Source organism: Methylomicrobium lacus (genome assembly GCF_041897535.1).
Taxonomy (GTDB): domain Bacteria; phylum Pseudomonadota; class Gammaproteobacteria; order Methylococcales; family Methylomonadaceae; genus Methylomicrobium; species Methylomicrobium lacus_A.
Window position 1 is genome coordinate 1234267 of record NZ_CP169217.1, and the last position, 14248, is coordinate 1248514.

The 14248-nt window shown below is 58.1% G+C and carries 14 protein-coding genes; 7 read left to right on the plus strand and 7 right to left on the minus strand.

The window, feature by feature from the left end; genetic code table 11:
- The first annotated feature begins 28 nt into the window (after window positions 1-28).
- From ACEPPP_RS05420 to ACEPPP_RS05430, 3 genes are all read left to right on the plus strand, one after another.
- The gene (locus tag ACEPPP_RS05420; RefSeq protein ID WP_374090020.1) at window positions 29-715 is read left to right on the plus strand and encodes a PepSY-associated TM helix domain-containing protein; all 687 of its coding nucleotides are present in this window, start codon (window positions 29-31) and stop codon (window positions 713-715) included.
- Between the two features lie 209 nt (window positions 716-924).
- The gene (locus tag ACEPPP_RS05425) at window positions 925-2367 is read left to right on the plus strand and encodes an ATP-binding protein (RefSeq protein ID WP_374090021.1); all 1443 of its coding nucleotides are present in this window, start codon (window positions 925-927) and stop codon (window positions 2365-2367) included.
- Window positions 2364-3047, plus strand: coding sequence for a response regulator (locus ACEPPP_RS05430; protein WP_374090022.1), 684 nt, complete (start codon window positions 2364-2366; stop codon window positions 3045-3047). The genes ACEPPP_RS05425 and ACEPPP_RS05430 overlap by 4 nt, the downstream gene beginning before the upstream one ends.
- Window positions 3048-3184: 137 nt before the next feature.
- Here the strand turns inward: ACEPPP_RS05430 and ACEPPP_RS05435 are convergent, their stop codons facing one another.
- From ACEPPP_RS05435 to ACEPPP_RS05460, 6 genes are all read right to left on the minus strand, one after another.
- Window positions 3185-4057 (minus strand): sulfite exporter TauE/SafE family protein, encoded by an 873-nt coding sequence (locus ACEPPP_RS05435; protein ID WP_374090023.1) that lies wholly within the window; start codon window positions 4055-4057, stop codon window positions 3185-3187.
- A 9-nt stretch (window positions 4058-4066) separates the two neighbouring features.
- Window positions 4067-6520: a heavy metal translocating P-type ATPase gene (locus ACEPPP_RS05440; protein ID WP_374090024.1), complete on the minus strand. Its 2454-nt coding sequence runs from the start codon at window positions 6518-6520 to the stop codon at window positions 4067-4069.
- 39 nt (window positions 6521-6559) lie between these two features.
- Window positions 6560-7168, minus strand: coding sequence for a hypothetical protein (locus ACEPPP_RS05445; RefSeq protein ID WP_374090025.1), 609 nt, complete (start codon window positions 7166-7168; stop codon window positions 6560-6562).
- Between the two features lie 102 nt (window positions 7169-7270).
- Complete coding sequence (locus tag ACEPPP_RS05450) at window positions 7271-7579, minus strand: hypothetical protein (protein WP_374090026.1); 309 nt, start codon at window positions 7577-7579, stop codon at window positions 7271-7273.
- Window positions 7580-7724: 145 nt separating this feature from the next.
- Window positions 7725-7904, minus strand: coding sequence for a heavy metal translocating P-type ATPase metal-binding domain-containing protein (locus tag ACEPPP_RS05455; protein WP_374090027.1), 180 nt, complete (start codon window positions 7902-7904; stop codon window positions 7725-7727).
- A gap of 331 nt (window positions 7905-8235) precedes the next feature.
- Window positions 8236-8433, minus strand: coding sequence for a hypothetical protein (locus ACEPPP_RS05460; protein WP_374090028.1), 198 nt, complete (start codon window positions 8431-8433; stop codon window positions 8236-8238).
- Window positions 8434-8484: 51 nt separating this feature from the next.
- Between ACEPPP_RS05460 and ACEPPP_RS05465 the strand changes: the two genes are divergently transcribed.
- Window positions 8485-8685: a hypothetical protein gene (locus ACEPPP_RS05465; protein WP_374090029.1), complete on the plus strand. Its 201-nt coding sequence runs from the start codon at window positions 8485-8487 to the stop codon at window positions 8683-8685.
- A gap of 111 nt (window positions 8686-8796) precedes the next feature.
- On the opposite strand, the gene ACEPPP_RS05470 is transcribed toward ACEPPP_RS05465, so the two are convergent.
- Window positions 8797-9837 (minus strand): hypothetical protein, encoded by a 1041-nt coding sequence (locus ACEPPP_RS05470; RefSeq protein ID WP_374090030.1) that lies wholly within the window; start codon window positions 9835-9837, stop codon window positions 8797-8799.
- A 384-nt stretch (window positions 9838-10221) separates the two neighbouring features.
- Between ACEPPP_RS05470 and ACEPPP_RS05475 the strand changes: the two genes are divergently transcribed.
- Genes ACEPPP_RS05475 through kdpB form a run of 3 tightly spaced genes read left to right on the plus strand, consistent with a single transcriptional unit; the run spans window position 10222 to window position 14200 of the window.
- Complete coding sequence (locus ACEPPP_RS05475) at window positions 10222-10311, plus strand: potassium-transporting ATPase subunit F (protein WP_374090031.1); 90 nt, start codon at window positions 10222-10224, stop codon at window positions 10309-10311.
- Window positions 10311-12113 carry a potassium-transporting ATPase subunit KdpA gene (gene kdpA / locus ACEPPP_RS05480; RefSeq protein ID WP_374090032.1) on the plus strand — a complete coding sequence of 601 codons (1803 nt, stop codon included), beginning with the start codon at window positions 10311-10313 and terminating at the stop codon, window positions 12111-12113. The genes ACEPPP_RS05475 and kdpA overlap by 1 nt, the downstream gene beginning before the upstream one ends.
- A gap of 14 nt (window positions 12114-12127) precedes the next feature.
- Window positions 12128-14200 carry a potassium-transporting ATPase subunit KdpB gene (kdpB, locus tag ACEPPP_RS05485; RefSeq protein ID WP_374090033.1) on the plus strand — a complete coding sequence of 691 codons (2073 nt, stop codon included), beginning with the start codon at window positions 12128-12130 and terminating at the stop codon, window positions 14198-14200.
- Window positions 14201-14248 lie beyond the last annotated feature (48 nt).

Genomic DNA, 14248 nt, shown 5'->3' on the forward strand with positions numbered 1-14248 from the left:
CCAGACACGGAGCCCCATGCATCTCTCCATGAATCCTAGCATCGAGCCCCGCCGGAAATCCGGCGGCGGCTATCTGTTCTTGCCAAAAAACTGGGCGCGCGGCAGCTTCCTGAAATGGCTGCGCCGCACCCATGGCTGGATCGGTCTGTGGGGCGCGTCGCTGGGACTGTTGTTCGGCTTTTCCGGCATCCTGTTGAATCACCACGAGGTGATGAAAATTCCGGCCGCCAAGGTCGAAAAGACCGAAGCGCAATTGGCCTTGCCGGAGCCGCTCCCCGGCGACCCGCAAGCGCTCGCGGCCTGGCTTGGGGAAAAATTCCGGCTGGGCGCCGGGCACGCGAAGATCCTGCGCGAGCCGGCCAGAACGGTGCTCTGGAACGGCGTCAGCGTCGAGCAGCCGCCGCGCTGGCAGATCACGCTGCGCACGCCGCGCGACTCGGTGCAGGCCGAATACTGGCCGGGCAACCGTTTCGTGACCGTCAAGCGCGGCACCGGCAATATGTTTGCGCTGTTGACCAACCTGCACAAAGGCGTCGGACTGGGCGTCGCTTGGGTGCTGCTCGCCGATACGCTGGCCGGCGGCCTGATCGTGTTGAGCCTGACCGGGATTCTGCTGTGGACGCGCCTGCATGGCGGGCGCCTCGCCGCCGCAGGAGTCGGGCTCGGTTCGCTGGGACTGGCGTTCGGTTTGGCTTGGCAAGCGCTCGGAGGTTAGCCGTGCTGATTCAAATTCCCGAAGTCGTATCTTCCGAGGCGCTGGCGCAATGCCGAACAAATTTTCTCCGGCGGTGAACCTGAGCGCCTGTTATCATAATTTGCGGCGCCTATGGGCGGATATGTAAAATCCCCTGCCTTCACCGCATGACTTATCCGATGATCATCGATCCATAGGAAAGGATAACTATCCCCTTCTTTACGCCCCCGATGCCCAAATCGATCCGCTTCAAGCTGTTTTTGACCTTGCTTCTGACTACGCTGCTGGTAGTTGCGGGCATGTATGCCTTCATGCGCTGGTCGCTCGACCGGGGCTTTGCCGAGTTCGTCGAGAAAAGGCAGCAGGAACATCTGACCACCTTGCTCGAAAACCTCGGCGATTATTACGCCACCGATCCCGATTGGAAACAATTGACCGGCAACAAGCACAAATGGCTGGAATTATTAGCGCAGAGCCATGAGCGCCGGCATCGTCTTTCGTTAAAGTGGTTAAAGCAGACACTGAACGATCCGCCCGATGTATGGCCGCCCGATCTACCCAGCCCCAGAGCCGAACGCCGCTTTCGGCCGCTGGAGTTGAGCCTTATGCTATTGCGTTCCGACAAAACGATCATTTTCGGCCGCCGCGAAGGTATGGCGCAATTGACTTTACACCCTATCCGCCATCGACAGCAGGTGGTCGGGTATCTGGGGGTGCTGCCCGGCAAACCGCCCAATCAGCCGATCGAGCTGCAGTTCATCGAACGGCAAACCCAGTCTTTTGTCTGGATCGCGCTGCTGATGGTTTTTTTGTCGGCGGTTCTGGCATTGATATTGGCTTATGTGCTCGGCCGCCCGTTAAAGCGTATCGCCGGTGCGGTTAAAACGCTCGCCGTGGGCCGTTACGACATGCGTCTGCCGATCGAATCGACCGACGAATTGGGGCAGTTGGCGCGCGATTTCAACGAGATGGCGGCCGCCCTGGACCAGGCCGAACAGGCGCGGCGGCGCTGGATCGCGGATATTTCGCATGAACTGAGAACGCCGATCGCGGTACTGCGCGGCGAACTCGAAGCCTTGCAGGACGGCATTCGCCCCCTGACGCGCGCCGCGGTCGATTCATTGTACGCCGATCTGATGCGGCTGAATCGTCTGACCGACGACCTGTATCAATTATCGCTCTCCGATCAGGGCGCCTTGAGCTATCGCAAAGCCGCGGTCGATCCGCTGACGATTTTGCAGGCGGACAGGGACGCCCTAAGCCCCGAATTTGCCGCCAAACACATGACCGTCAAATTGACCTGCCAACGGGAGTCTCCGCTCACTCTCCATGCCGACCCGGACCGTTTGTCGCAGCTTTTTCGCAACCTGTTGACCAACAGCATGAAGTATACCGACGCAGGCGGCCGACTGGACATTACGGTCTCGCGGCAGGAAGGCAATCTGGTGATCGAATTTGCCGACAGTGCCCCGGGCGTGCCGGAATCGGCGCTCCCGCACCTGTTCGACCGCTTTTACCGGGTCGAAAGCTCGCGCAGCCGCCATCATGGCGGCGCCGGTCTCGGACTGGCGATTTGCAGCAATATCGTCAAGGCGCATCGCGGTTCGATCCGTGCAAGCGCCTCCCCCTTGGGCGGGCTGCTTGTCCGCATCGAACTTCCGGTGAAGGGATGAAACAGATACTGATTGTCGAAGACGAGGCCAAGCTTGCGCAGCTGGAAGCCGATTATCTGCATGCGGCGGGCTTTGCCAGCACGATTCTGGGCGACGGCATCGAGGTCGTGCCCTGGCTCGGGCGGCATCGGGCCGACCTGGTGTTGCTGGATCTGATGCTGCCCGGGCGGGACGGCCTGGAACTGTGCCGCGAGATACGCGCCTTCAGCGCCGTGCCGATCATCATGGTCACCGCGCGCATCGAAGAAATCGATCGCCTGCTCGGCCTGGAACTCGGTGCCGACGACTATATCTGCAAGCCGTTTAGTCCGCGTGAAGTGGTCGCGCGCGTCAAGGCGGTCTTACGCCGCCAGCAGCCGCCCGCACCGGCATCCGCCGATGCCGAGCATGTGCTGACTCTCGTCCCCTCCTGTTTTCGCGTGCGGGCCGGCGGCCGGGAAACCGAATTGACCGTGGTCGAATTTGAATTGTTGCAGGCTTTGTATCGGCAGCCCGGCCGCATTTTGTCGAGGCAACAGCTGATGGATTTGATCTACCCGGATCAACGCATCGTTTCGGACCGGACGATCGACAGCCATATCAAGAAGCTGCGCAAAAAATTGGCCGAACTGTTGCCCGGAACGGAAGTCGTGCATTCGGTTTATGGGGCCGGCTATCGTTATGAACCTCCAACCGGCTAGGTCTGGCAACCGCTATAAACATTGAAGCTTGCGAGAAACCCTGCGGACGGGGGCAGCATGGCCCGTCCGGCGAAAGCCGGATTACAATCCGACAGCGAAAGCGTAACCTGAATTACAATTCAGATGAAACAAGCAATCTACATGTTCTGAATATTGTTGACCAAATCGCCGAAATAAGCGATCAACTCATTCAGATAAGCGATCATTTCGTTCACCCATTCCTGCATCATCATATAGTGATTGTGATGCTTGAAATGCTGGTCCAGGTAAAAACCGAGGCCGCGGTAGAAGGTGTTGATGCCCATGAACACCATGATCGCGGCGGCGGCCTTGTACATCAGGCCGCGAATGTTCGCCTTGATCTTGCCGAAGGCGAGGCTGATGAACAGCATCATCGGCAGGGTGCCGGCGCCGAACGCGAGCATCAGGGAGCCGCCTTCGAGCACGGTCGTCGCGGTGGTCGCCTTGACCGCCATCGCGAAGGTCAACGGGCACGGCATCATGCCGTTCAACAGGCCCGCCAGCATCGCGCCGCCGAGCGGGCCTTGCTGCCTGGAGGTCGCATAACCCTTGCGCAGCCATTGCGACGGCAACAGGCGCAGCGAACCCTGCCAGGGCAGCCAGCCCAGGATGCCGAAGGCGAGACCGATCACCACGATGCCAATGATCATCTGCAGGATGCTCTGGATCTTGCCGAACAGGCCGCCGGACACCAGCACGACGCCAAGCAGCGCGGCGGTGACGCCGATCAGGGTATAGACTGAGATGCGCGAGACCTGATACATCAGATAAGGCCAATACGAGCGCTGTTTGCCCGAATTCATGAAATAGCCGGACACCAGCGCGCCGCACATGCCGAGGCAATGGCCGCTGCCCAGGAAGCCGGCGATGAAGGCCAGCGTGTAATCGAAGCCGCCGGCCGCATTCGCGACCTCGGCCATGCCGTGCATCGATCCGTGATCCATCGCCGCGTGGTTCATGGCGGCGTGTTCCATCATTGAATGATCCATCTTAAAATCCTATTTCTTGCTCAGGCGCAACGAATTCAAAATCACCGACAGCGAGCTCAACGCCATCGCGGCGGAGGCGATCATCGGATTCAGCCTGCCGACCGCGGCAACCGGGATCGCGATCGTGTTGTAGCCGAAGGCCCAGAACAGATTCTGCTTGATGATCCGTATCGTGTCGGTGCTCAACTCGATCGCATCGGTCACCTTGGTGATGTCGCCCTGCGTCAAGGTCATGTCGGCCGACTCGATCGCGATATCGGTGCCGCTGCCGACCGCAAAGCCGACATCCGCGGCGGCCAAGGCCGGCGCGTCATTGATGCCGTCGCCGATCATGCCGACGACTTTGCCTTCCGCTTGCAGGCGCTGAATGATCGCGAGTTTCTCTTCCGGCTTCGCATTCGCGGCGATGTCGGAGATGCCGACTTTGCTGGCGATGAACTGCGCGGTCTTTTCGGTATCGCCGGTCGCCATCACGGTCTCGACGCCGAGCCGGTGCAGACGCGCGATCGCCGCGGCCGCATGCGGCCGCGGCTGGTCGGCGATGCCGAACACCGCCGCTTCCTTGCCGCCCACCGCCATATACACCGGCGTCTTGCCCTGTTCGGCGAATTGGCCGGCCGCGGCTTCCAGATTCTGTACGTCGATGTCACGCTGGCGCATCCAGGCCAGATTGCCGAGCAGCAGGGATTTGCCGTCCACGTCGGCTTCGATGCCGCGTCCCGGTTCGCTGTAGAAACGCGAACATTCCTTGAGTTCGATGCCCTGCTCGCGCGCATGGTCGACGATTGCCTTGCCGAGGAAATGCTCGGAGTTGCGCTCGGCCGAAGCCGCCAACATCACGAGCTTTTCCTCGCCGAGGCGCGAGACTTTCAACAGATCGCTGACCTTCGGCTTGCCTTCGGTGATCGTGCCGGTTTTGTCGAACACGATCACGTTCAGCTTCGCCGCGACTTCGAGGCTCTCGCCGTTGCGGATATAGATGCCCTTCTTCGCGGCCTGGCCGGTGCCGACCATGATCGACGCCGGGGTCGCAAGGCCCAGCGCGCAGGGACAGGCGATCAGCAGCACGGTGATCGCATTGCCGAGCGCGAAGCCGAACGGCGCGCCGAGCGCCATCCAGCCGGCAAAAGTCAGCCCGGACACCGCCATCACCGACGGCACGAAGACCGCGGAAATCTGATCGACCTGTTTCTGGATCGGCAGTTTGGTCGATTGCGCCTGATCGACCATGTGCACGATGCCGGCCAGCACCGTATCCATGCCGACTGCGGTCGCGCGGATGCGGAGCACGCCGTTGCCGTTCACGCAGCCGCCGATCACCTGATGGCCGACGTCCTTGACCACCGGCATGCTTTCGCCGGTCACCATCGACTCGTCGACGGTCGAAATGCCGTGCACGACCTCGCCGTCGGTCGGAATCCTCTCGCCCGGCCGCACCAGCAGGATGTCGCCGACCTCGACGCTTTCGACGTCGACGATTATTTCCCGATCGTCCCGGATCAAAGTCGCGGTCTGCGGCTGCAAGTCGACCAGTTGCCGGATCGCTTCGCCGGCCTTGCCCTTGGCCCTTTCTTCGAGATACCGGCCGAGCAGCACGAACACGATGATCGCGGCGGCGGCTTCGAAATACATGTGGCCGCGCCGTCTGAAGAATGACGACAGACTGAAGGCATAAGCGGCGCCGACGCCGAGCGCGATCAAGGTATCCATGTTCGCGGCCTTGTGCCTGGCTAGCCTCACCGCCTTGTCAAAAAACGGCTTGCCGGAACCGAACACGACCGGCGTCGCGAGCACGAATTGCAGCCAGTGCAAGGGACGCGACTTTGCCATGCCCATGCCGAGCACGATTACCGGCGCGCTGAGCACGGCCGACCACAAAAACCGCCGCCAGGCCGAGCGGATACGGAACTGTTCCTTTTCGATCAGTTTCTTGCGCTGCGACAAGGTATCCATTGCATAGGCCTTGTAGCCGAGGCTGGCGATCTTCGCCGACACCTCGTCCCGGTTCAATTGCCCGACCACGGTCAGGGTCTCGGTCGCGAAATTGACGCTGGCCTGTTTGACCTTCGCATCGCGATTGAACACCATTTCGAGCAGCAGCGCGCAGGACGCGCAGGTCATGCCCTCGATCGCGAGATCAACCTCCTGCACGCCGTTCGAGAAATCGGCTTTCTTACGCTGGCCGCTTGAACTGGGCTTGCTGGCCAGGTTGCCGAGCACCGCATCCAGCATCAGCAGCAGATTCGCCTTCGGCAGGCGGTTCGGATCGAACTCGACCACGACCGTGCCGAGCGCGGGCGTCGAACGCACCCGTTTGATTTCGGCACGCTTTTTGAGCAGAATTTCGAGGATGTAGCAGCGCTCATCGTCCTTTTTCAACATCGGCGCCACGATCCGTATCCGCCGTTGCAACTGATGCCGTACCTGAAAATATCTGTAACCTGTCGCTGCAAGATCGTTCATCGATAATTCCTACTTACTTATTACTGAATCTTCTGGCGCTTACGGTTTCGGCCGGCGCGAACGCATCAGCAAATAAATCATATAAAACACCGCCATCCATTCGTAGCGGTACTTGAACGGACGCGGAATCCATTCCTTGGTGATGTGGTCCCAATGCAGCCGGATCAAGAACAGCACCAGCATGTCATTTAAAAAATCGATCACCATCTTTTCCGGATCCTTGAAGAATTTACCCGGTTTGGTGAGGCCCTTGCCGACGATCTTAGCGGCCTGCAAGGTTTCCTTCGCATCGTCGTATTTGTTGCCGAACCAGCGGAAGGCCTTGACATTCTTGAGCCGGTTTTTGAGGCGCTGTTTGGCGATCTGCACGGCTTTCGGCCGGGTTTCCGCCAGCGCGTCTTTCTCCAGCTCGCTGACGATCTGGAACAACAATTTGCACAAGCCGGTGAAATCGTGCACCGTTTCCTGATAACGGATGGCCAATTTTCTCTGGCTTCGATAGACCTGAACCCGGTAAACACCGTCCACAGCCAACAGCCGTCCGGTTAACGCTTCAGCTATCTGCTCGTCACAAAACGCGGAAGGTATTTCAAAACGAACGTGCTCTGACCCGCGATAGCGTAATACAAACTCTTTTTGAATAGCCATAAGTCAAAAAACACTCGGAATAGACAAAAACGGGTGATTCCCTCATCAAGAGAAATCACCCGTCTCTGCAAAAATAGGGGAAGGGAAATACCCTGCGGCTTGTCAGCTCTCTTCCTTCGTCTCCGCGACGATGTCTTCCAGATTTTCTTTTTGCTGCAACACAAAGTCCTTGCCGGAATCGATTGCCTTGTTGGCGCTCGCGATGATTTGCTTGCGGTATTTATAGACATAGATACCGGCCACAACGCCGGCCCCAAACACCAGAACGGGGTATTTCGTTAATTTACTCATCAGTTTTGCTCCTGTATGTACGGTAACGGAAGCCATCGAGCCTTTCACAATTTCCTTGCCCATGGAATCCTTGACTTTACTCATTTCCTTCATCACGCCTTTGCCATGTACATGCGCCATCACGACACTCCTCTTGTAGTTGAATCCAAAACCTTCGCCGACCGGCAACTGCCGCACGGCATACGGACGCTGCCGTGAACATCGGCTTTGCTGAAAAATCTGTTTCTACGGGGGGGGACAAGGAAGGGGCTGGAAAAAACGCGACTCAATCGTTTTGATCGGCTTGATCGGCAAGTGTGAGCACCTCATCTTCATGCAGCATCTGATAAATGCCCATGCAACCCTCGCAACAAAAATCCTTGTCACCCTCCTTCGTGCGCAACTTGAAACCTGGGGTCAACACAGGCAATCCGCAAAGATCACACGCCTTATCGATTTCGCTCATATCAACATCAGTTTATTACGTGGTAGGAAAATGCTACTAAACTCGGCGACCAGACGCAATGCCTTTCTGAAAATTTTAGCGTAAAGCAAAAAAACCCGATCCACACGACCGTTGCAGTGGGCGAATCGGGCAAGGATGACAATGAAGAGTCATGAAAAAGCTATAGTTTATGGCACGAGGGGATTCACCTTATGTCCTTGGGGCGGATTCCCACACCGAGCGCTCATCGTTATACACAAATCCGTCACTCCGGCGCGTATGACGACATCGATGCATAACGAAGAGCGCCAAGCATGGGAACCCTAGGGGAAACCATGAACAGAGCGAATCCTCAACTTCTGATCGCCTGATTACCGGCTTTCATCACTGCCATTCTGAGCGCGCCGGTCAGGCTTGCACCCAAGCCCATGCGGGTCGCCAAGGCAGGAATTAGAATCATCGACGCCAACGCGAGACCGGTTCCCAACAACAAGGCGCCGTTATTGCCGGAAGTTTTTGTGACTTTGGACTGTGCTAATTGTTGACTCATTATTATGACCTCATGACAGAGTAATGCTTTATCAATAAATAAGCAGATTCAATGCCAAAACTTCAAAAGAGTCGTAAAATTTTGAAGGCGCTTGCCCTCACCCGCTCAAATGCCCGGCTTTACTGGCTTTGGACTGACTTTGGTTGGCATCATCCCGAACAATCGCCCATCTCCGTCTGCCATCTATCACGCAAGTTCCCTATTTTTTTCATGAAGATGCGTGATTTGACTTATTTGGACTGCGTCAAATAACATAGTTTAATTATTTTCTGCTTAATGGATTTAATGTTGCGCATTGTCCACAAAAACCACGAAAGGCACGAAAAATATCTGAAAACTCTGGCGATGCGCCCGGTTTGCGGCTCAGACGACCAGCCGCACCTTCGCAAAGCCGCCGTTTTCGGTCCGCAGGTTGGTCACCTGGCCTTGATAAATCCGCGTGGCGACGCCGAGAATCCGGTCGCGGTACACGAACAGCCGGTAATCGGTCTTGAATGCCTGACCGTCCTCGCCGAACGTCAGTGAAGGCGGAATCCGCCGCTGGATCAAGGTCTCTTCCTGTACGAGTTCGGCCAGCTTGTGTTTGGTCAGCTTGTCGCCGACATAGACGCCCCGGCTCGCATAGCCGGTCTCGGGCTTGAATACCCATTGTTTGCGTATGCTCCAGGCTTCCTCGGTCGTCAGCTCTGCCAACAACCGGGTTTCCGGCACCGTCGCCGCCAGCAGCGAGACCTCCGCCTCCGAGAGCCCGAAGCCCTGCATGATGGCAGGCCGGCACCACAGCATCATCCGCCGCTTGTCGGCCAGCAAGCCGTAGGCATGGGGATTCGGACTCAGGCACACCTGCCCTTGCAAGTAGGCCGCGCGAATATGTTCCAACTCCGGCGTTTGCAGATAAAAATCGCAGTGCCGGTTATAAATCATCTCGACCGGCTTGCCGTTGAGGTAAAGCCCGTCCTCTTGCGCCGCAATCTCCGAGGGATCTGCGAGCACCGCCACGATGCCAGCTTTTTTGAACAGCGCCGCAAAAACCTGCATTTCGGCATAAAGCGGCTGCTCTGCCGGATTTTCGTCCAAAATTACCAGGGTTTTGGGGCGCGACTCGGGAGCGTTCCGAAAGCGGGCATAGTCGTCGTAGAATGTTTTTAGCAGCCTTGAGCCCAGCCGCTCCGGAAATCCGACCGTTTCCGGATCATCGCACAGGCTCGCATACCAGATGCCGCCGGCATTGGTGTTCACTTCGATCAGCTTCGGCCCGATCTCGGTCAAATGAAAATCGTAGCCCATCATCACCGCATGATGACCGGGATCGAAGCGCGCGCTCGCCGGCAATAGGCTTTCCAGATGGCTCCGGTAGGCGGTATTGCCGCTCAACTTGTGCAGCAGGCGGACGAGACGGATCATGCGCCGTAAATCCCGGCGGGGCAAATCGGCGGGATAAGGGCTAATCGGAAGAGATGATGGATTCATTGCCCTCTCGGCAGGATGGTGAAATGGTTAAACAAACAACAAAGGCGCGCATTCTACCGAAAATTTTACATCTTTTTTATTTTTGAATGCGTAGTCTATTCCGTAATCAAACCGATCGAGCCGGGAATAAGTGTTTTCTGTTGCACATCCCGGCGCTGGGAGGTTAAGAGGAACTACGGACACCTGGCCCCGTAGCTTTGCAAACCGTACTGATCTTACGAGGACTTGTATGGACATCGCTTTTATCTTTCTTTGCGCAGGGTTTTTCCTGCTGACCGGCGCGTTGGTCTACGCCTTCGAAAAATTAAGGAGTTCGTCATGACCGGGCTTTATCTCCTGAGCGCGGGCATCGCGTTGGTGATTTTCATTTATCTTGCTTTTGCATTGTTTTTTCCGGAGAAATTCTGATGACGAGCCATGGTTTTTTACAAATCGCGGTTTATCTCGCCACTTTGCTGGCGCTGGCGAAACCGCTCGGCGGGTACATGGCCCGCATTTATCAGGACAAGCCGGTCAGGCCGATGCGCTGGCTTATCCCGGTTGAACGAATGATCTACCGACTCGGCGGCGTCAATCCGAAACAGGAAATGTCCTGGACCGAATACGCCGCTGCCCTGCTGATATTCAATTTTTTCGGCCTGTTGGCCGTGTTTGCCTTACAAAGACTGCAAGCTTATTTGCCGTTCAATCCTCAGCATTTACCGGCCATCGGCCCGGATTCGGCGTTCAACACGGCGGTCAGTTTTGCGACCAACACCAACTGGCAGGGCTACGGCGGCGAAACGACGATGAGTTACCTGACCCAGATGCTCGGATTGTCCGTGCAAAACTTCGTCTCGGCGGCAACCGGCATGGCGGTGCTGGTCGCGCTGATTCGTGGTTTCATCCGCCGCAACCAGGAGACGATCGGCAATTTCTGGGGCGATCTGACGCGCGGCACGCTCTATATCTTGCTACCGCTGTCGCTGCTCTTGGCATCGATTTTGGCCGGGCAAGGCGTCGTGCAAACCTTCAGCCCTTATCAAAACGTCACGTTGGCCGAGGCCGTCAGCTACGAACAGCCCAAGCTCGGTGACGACGGACAGCCTCTCAAAGACGCCGAAGGCAAGCCGGTGCTTGAAAAAATCGCCGTACATGAACAAACCCTGGCGTTGGGGCCCGCGGCTTCGCAAGTCGCGATCAAGCAGCTCGGTACCAACGGCGGCGGCTTTTTCAACGTGAACTCGGCGCATCCTTTCGAAAATCCGACCCCCCTGTCCAATTTCCTCGAAATGCTTTCGATCCTACTGATTCCGGCCGCACTGTGCTACACCTTCGGCATGATGGTCGGCGACACCCGACAAGGTTGGGCGATCCTGGCGGCGATGACGATCGTTTTTGTTACGCTGGTCTTCGTGACCGTCAGCGCCGAACAGCACGGCAATCCAATCTTGACAACCCTCGGCGCTGATCAAAACCCGTCGAACGCCCAAGCCGGCGGCAACATGGAAGGCAAGGAAACCCGTTTCGGCATCGTCAATTCGGCGCTTTGGGCGGTCGCGACGACCGCGGCATCGAACGGCTCGGTCAATGCGATGCACGATTCCTTTACGCCGCTTGGCGGCATGATGCCGATGTGGCTGATGCAGCTTGGCGAAGTGATTTTCGGCGGCACCGGCTCCGGTCTGTACGGGATGATCGTGTTTGCAATCGTGGCGGTGTTCGTGGCCGGGTTGATGATCGGCCGCACCCCGGAGTATCTCGGCAAGAAGATAGAGATTTTTGAGATGAAAATGGCCGCCGTCGCGATCCTGATTCCGCCGCTGGTGGTCCTGGGCGGCACGGCCGCCGCAATAATGACCGATGCCGGCAAAAGTTCGCTATTCAACCCCGGCGCGCACGGTTTCAGCGAAGCGCTCTATGCGTTTTCGTCGGCCGGCAACAACAACGGCAGCGCATTCGGCGGACTGTCGGCGAATACACCTTTTTATAACATCACGCTCGGTTTCGCGATGCTGTTTGCGCGTTTTTGGCTGATCGTCCCGGTGTTGGCGATCGCGGGCTCATTGGCCTCAAAGAAAATCGTGCCGGTGAGCCCCGGCACCTTGCCGACGCACACGCCGCTGTTCGTGGCGTTGTTGATCGGCACCGTGCTGATGGTCGGCGCGCTGACCTTCGTGCCGGCCTTGGCGTTGGGGCCGATCGTCGAACATCTGCAAATGACAAAATGACCGGGGAGAATTTTATGCGTAAAAAATCGGTTTCCACCGCGTTATTCGATCGGCAAATTTTACGGGCAGCGCTGCTCGATGCGTTTCGAAAATTATCGCCCAGGCAGCAGGCGAAAAATCCGGTGATGTTTGTCGTTTACATCGGCAGTCTGCTGACGACTTTTTTATGGATTCAATCACTCAGAGGGCAAGGCGAAGTCGAATCCGGCTTCACGCTGGCGATCGCGTTATGGCTTTGGTTCACGGTCCTGTTCGCGAACTTTGCCGAAGCGGTCGCGGAAGGCCGCAGCAAGGCCCAGGCGGCGTTCCTGCGCAGCGCCAAGCGCGACATCGCGGCGAAAAAACTCGACGAACCGCGCTACGGTTCGAACTACAGCAAGATCGCCGGCTCGACCTTGCGGCGCGGCGATGTCGTGCTGGTCGAGGCCGGCGACTTCATTCCGGGCGACGGCGAGGTGATCGAAGGCGTCGCCTCGGTCGATGAAAGCGCGATCACCGGCGAAAGCGCGCCGGTGATCCGCGAGTCCGGCGGCGACTTCAGTTCGGTGACCGGCGGCACGCGGGTGCTGTCGGACTGGCTGGTCGTCCGCATTACGGTCAATCCGGGCGAAACCTTCCTGGACCGGATGATTTCGATGGTCGAAAGCGCCAAGCGTCAGAAAACCCCGAACGAAATCGCCCTGACGATCCTGTTGGTCGCCTTGACGCTGGTATTCCTGCTCGCGACGGTCACCCTGCTGCCGTTCTCGCTGTACAGCGTCGAAAGCGCCGGCGCCGGCAAGCCGATCTCGATCACGGTGCTGGTCGCGCTGCTGGTGTGCCTGATCCCGACCACGATCGGCGGCCTGTTGTCCGCGATCGGCGTCGCCGGAATCGGTCGGATGATGCAGAAGAACGTGATCGCAACTTCCGGCCGGGCCGTCGAAGCCGCCGGCGACGTCGACGTGCTGCTGCTCGACAAGACCGGCACGATTACGTTGGGGAATCGCCAGGCTTCGGCCTTCATTCCGGTCAAAGGCGTCATCGAAAAGAGCCTGGCCGATGCCGCGCAATTGGCCTCATTGGCCGACGAAACGCCGGAGGGGCGCAGCATCGTGATCCTGGCGAAACAAAAATTCGGCATGCGCGAGCGCGACGTGCATTCTTTGGGCGCCACTTTCGTACATTTCAGCGCACAGACGCGGATGAGCGGCGTCAACATGGAAGGCAGGCAGATCCGCAAGGGCGCGGCCGACGCGATCCATGGCTACGTCGAAGAACAGGGCGGCAAGTTTCCGCAGGAGATTCAAACGCTGGTCAACGATGTCGCGCGCCGCGGCAGCACCCCGCTGGTCGTCGCGGAAGGCGCGCATGCGCTGGGCGTGATCGAACTGAAAGACATCGTCAAGGGCGGCATCAAGGAGCGCTTCGCGGAACTGCGCCAGATGGGCATCAAAACGATCATGATCACCGGCGACAACCGCCTGACCGCCGCCGCGATCGCCGCCGAGGCGGGCGTGGACGATTTTCTCGCCGAAGCGACCCCGGAAGCCAAGCTCAAGCTGATCCGCGAGCATCAGGCCGACGGCCGCCTGGTCGCGATGACCGGCGACGGCACCAACGACGCGCCGGCGCTGGCCCAGGCCGACGTCGCGGTGGCGATGAACAGCGGCACCCAAGCCGCCAAGGAAGCCGGCAACATGGTCGATCTGGATTCGAATCCGACCAAGCTGATCGAGATCGTCGAAACCGGCAAGCAGATGTTGATGACGCGCGGCGCCTTGACCACCTTCAGCATTGCGAACGACGTCGCGAAATATTTCGCGATCATTCCGGCCGCCTTCGCGACGACCTATCCGGCGCTGAATGTCTTGAACGTGATGCAGCTCGCGACGCCGGACAGCGCGATCCTGTCGGCGGTGATTTTCAATGCGTTGATCATCATCGCGCTGATTCCGCTCGCTCTAAAAGGTATCCGCTACAAGCCGGTCGGTGCGGAACAGCTGCTGCAAAACAATTTGCTGATCTATGGCGTCGGCGGACTGATCGTGCCGTTTATCGGCATCAAGGCGATCGATTTGATTCTGGTCGAACTGGGCCTTGTGTAAAGGCCAAAGGTAGATGCAATCCACTTATCCGTCCTAATCACTCCAATA

Coding starts and splice junctions, on each gene's coding strand:
- kdpB (WP_374090033.1), top strand. CDS start 12,128: ATGCGTAAAAAATCGGTTTCCACCGCGTTATTCGATCGGCAAATTTTA.
- ACEPPP_RS05470 (WP_374090030.1), bottom strand. CDS start 9,837: ATGATCCGTCTCGTCCGCCTGCTGCACAAGTTGAGCGGCAATACCGCC.
- ACEPPP_RS05420 (WP_374090020.1), top strand. CDS start 29: ATGAATCCTAGCATCGAGCCCCGCCGGAAATCCGGCGGCGGCTATCTG.
- ACEPPP_RS05430 (WP_374090022.1), top strand. CDS start 2,364: ATGAAACAGATACTGATTGTCGAAGACGAGGCCAAGCTTGCGCAGCTG.
- ACEPPP_RS05460 (WP_374090028.1), bottom strand. CDS start 8,433: ATGAGTCAACAATTAGCACAGTCCAAAGTCACAAAAACTTCCGGCAAT.
- ACEPPP_RS05450 (WP_374090026.1), bottom strand. CDS start 7,579: ATGGCGCATGTACATGGCAAAGGCGTGATGAAGGAAATGAGTAAAGTC.
- kdpA (WP_374090032.1), top strand. CDS start 10,311: ATGACGAGCCATGGTTTTTTACAAATCGCGGTTTATCTCGCCACTTTG.
- ACEPPP_RS05475 (WP_374090031.1), top strand. CDS start 10,222: ATGACCGGGCTTTATCTCCTGAGCGCGGGCATCGCGTTGGTGATTTTC.
- ACEPPP_RS05425 (WP_374090021.1), top strand. CDS start 925: ATGCCCAAATCGATCCGCTTCAAGCTGTTTTTGACCTTGCTTCTGACT.
- ACEPPP_RS05455 (WP_374090027.1), bottom strand. CDS start 7,904: ATGAGCGAAATCGATAAGGCGTGTGATCTTTGCGGATTGCCTGTGTTG.
- ACEPPP_RS05445 (WP_374090025.1), bottom strand. CDS start 7,168: ATGGCTATTCAAAAAGAGTTTGTATTACGCTATCGCGGGTCAGAGCAC.
- ACEPPP_RS05440 (WP_374090024.1), bottom strand. CDS start 6,520: ATGAACGATCTTGCAGCGACAGGTTACAGATATTTTCAGGTACGGCAT.
- ACEPPP_RS05435 (WP_374090023.1), bottom strand. CDS start 4,057: ATGGATCATTCAATGATGGAACACGCCGCCATGAACCACGCGGCGATG.
- ACEPPP_RS05465 (WP_374090029.1), top strand. CDS start 8,485: ATGCCAAAACTTCAAAAGAGTCGTAAAATTTTGAAGGCGCTTGCCCTC.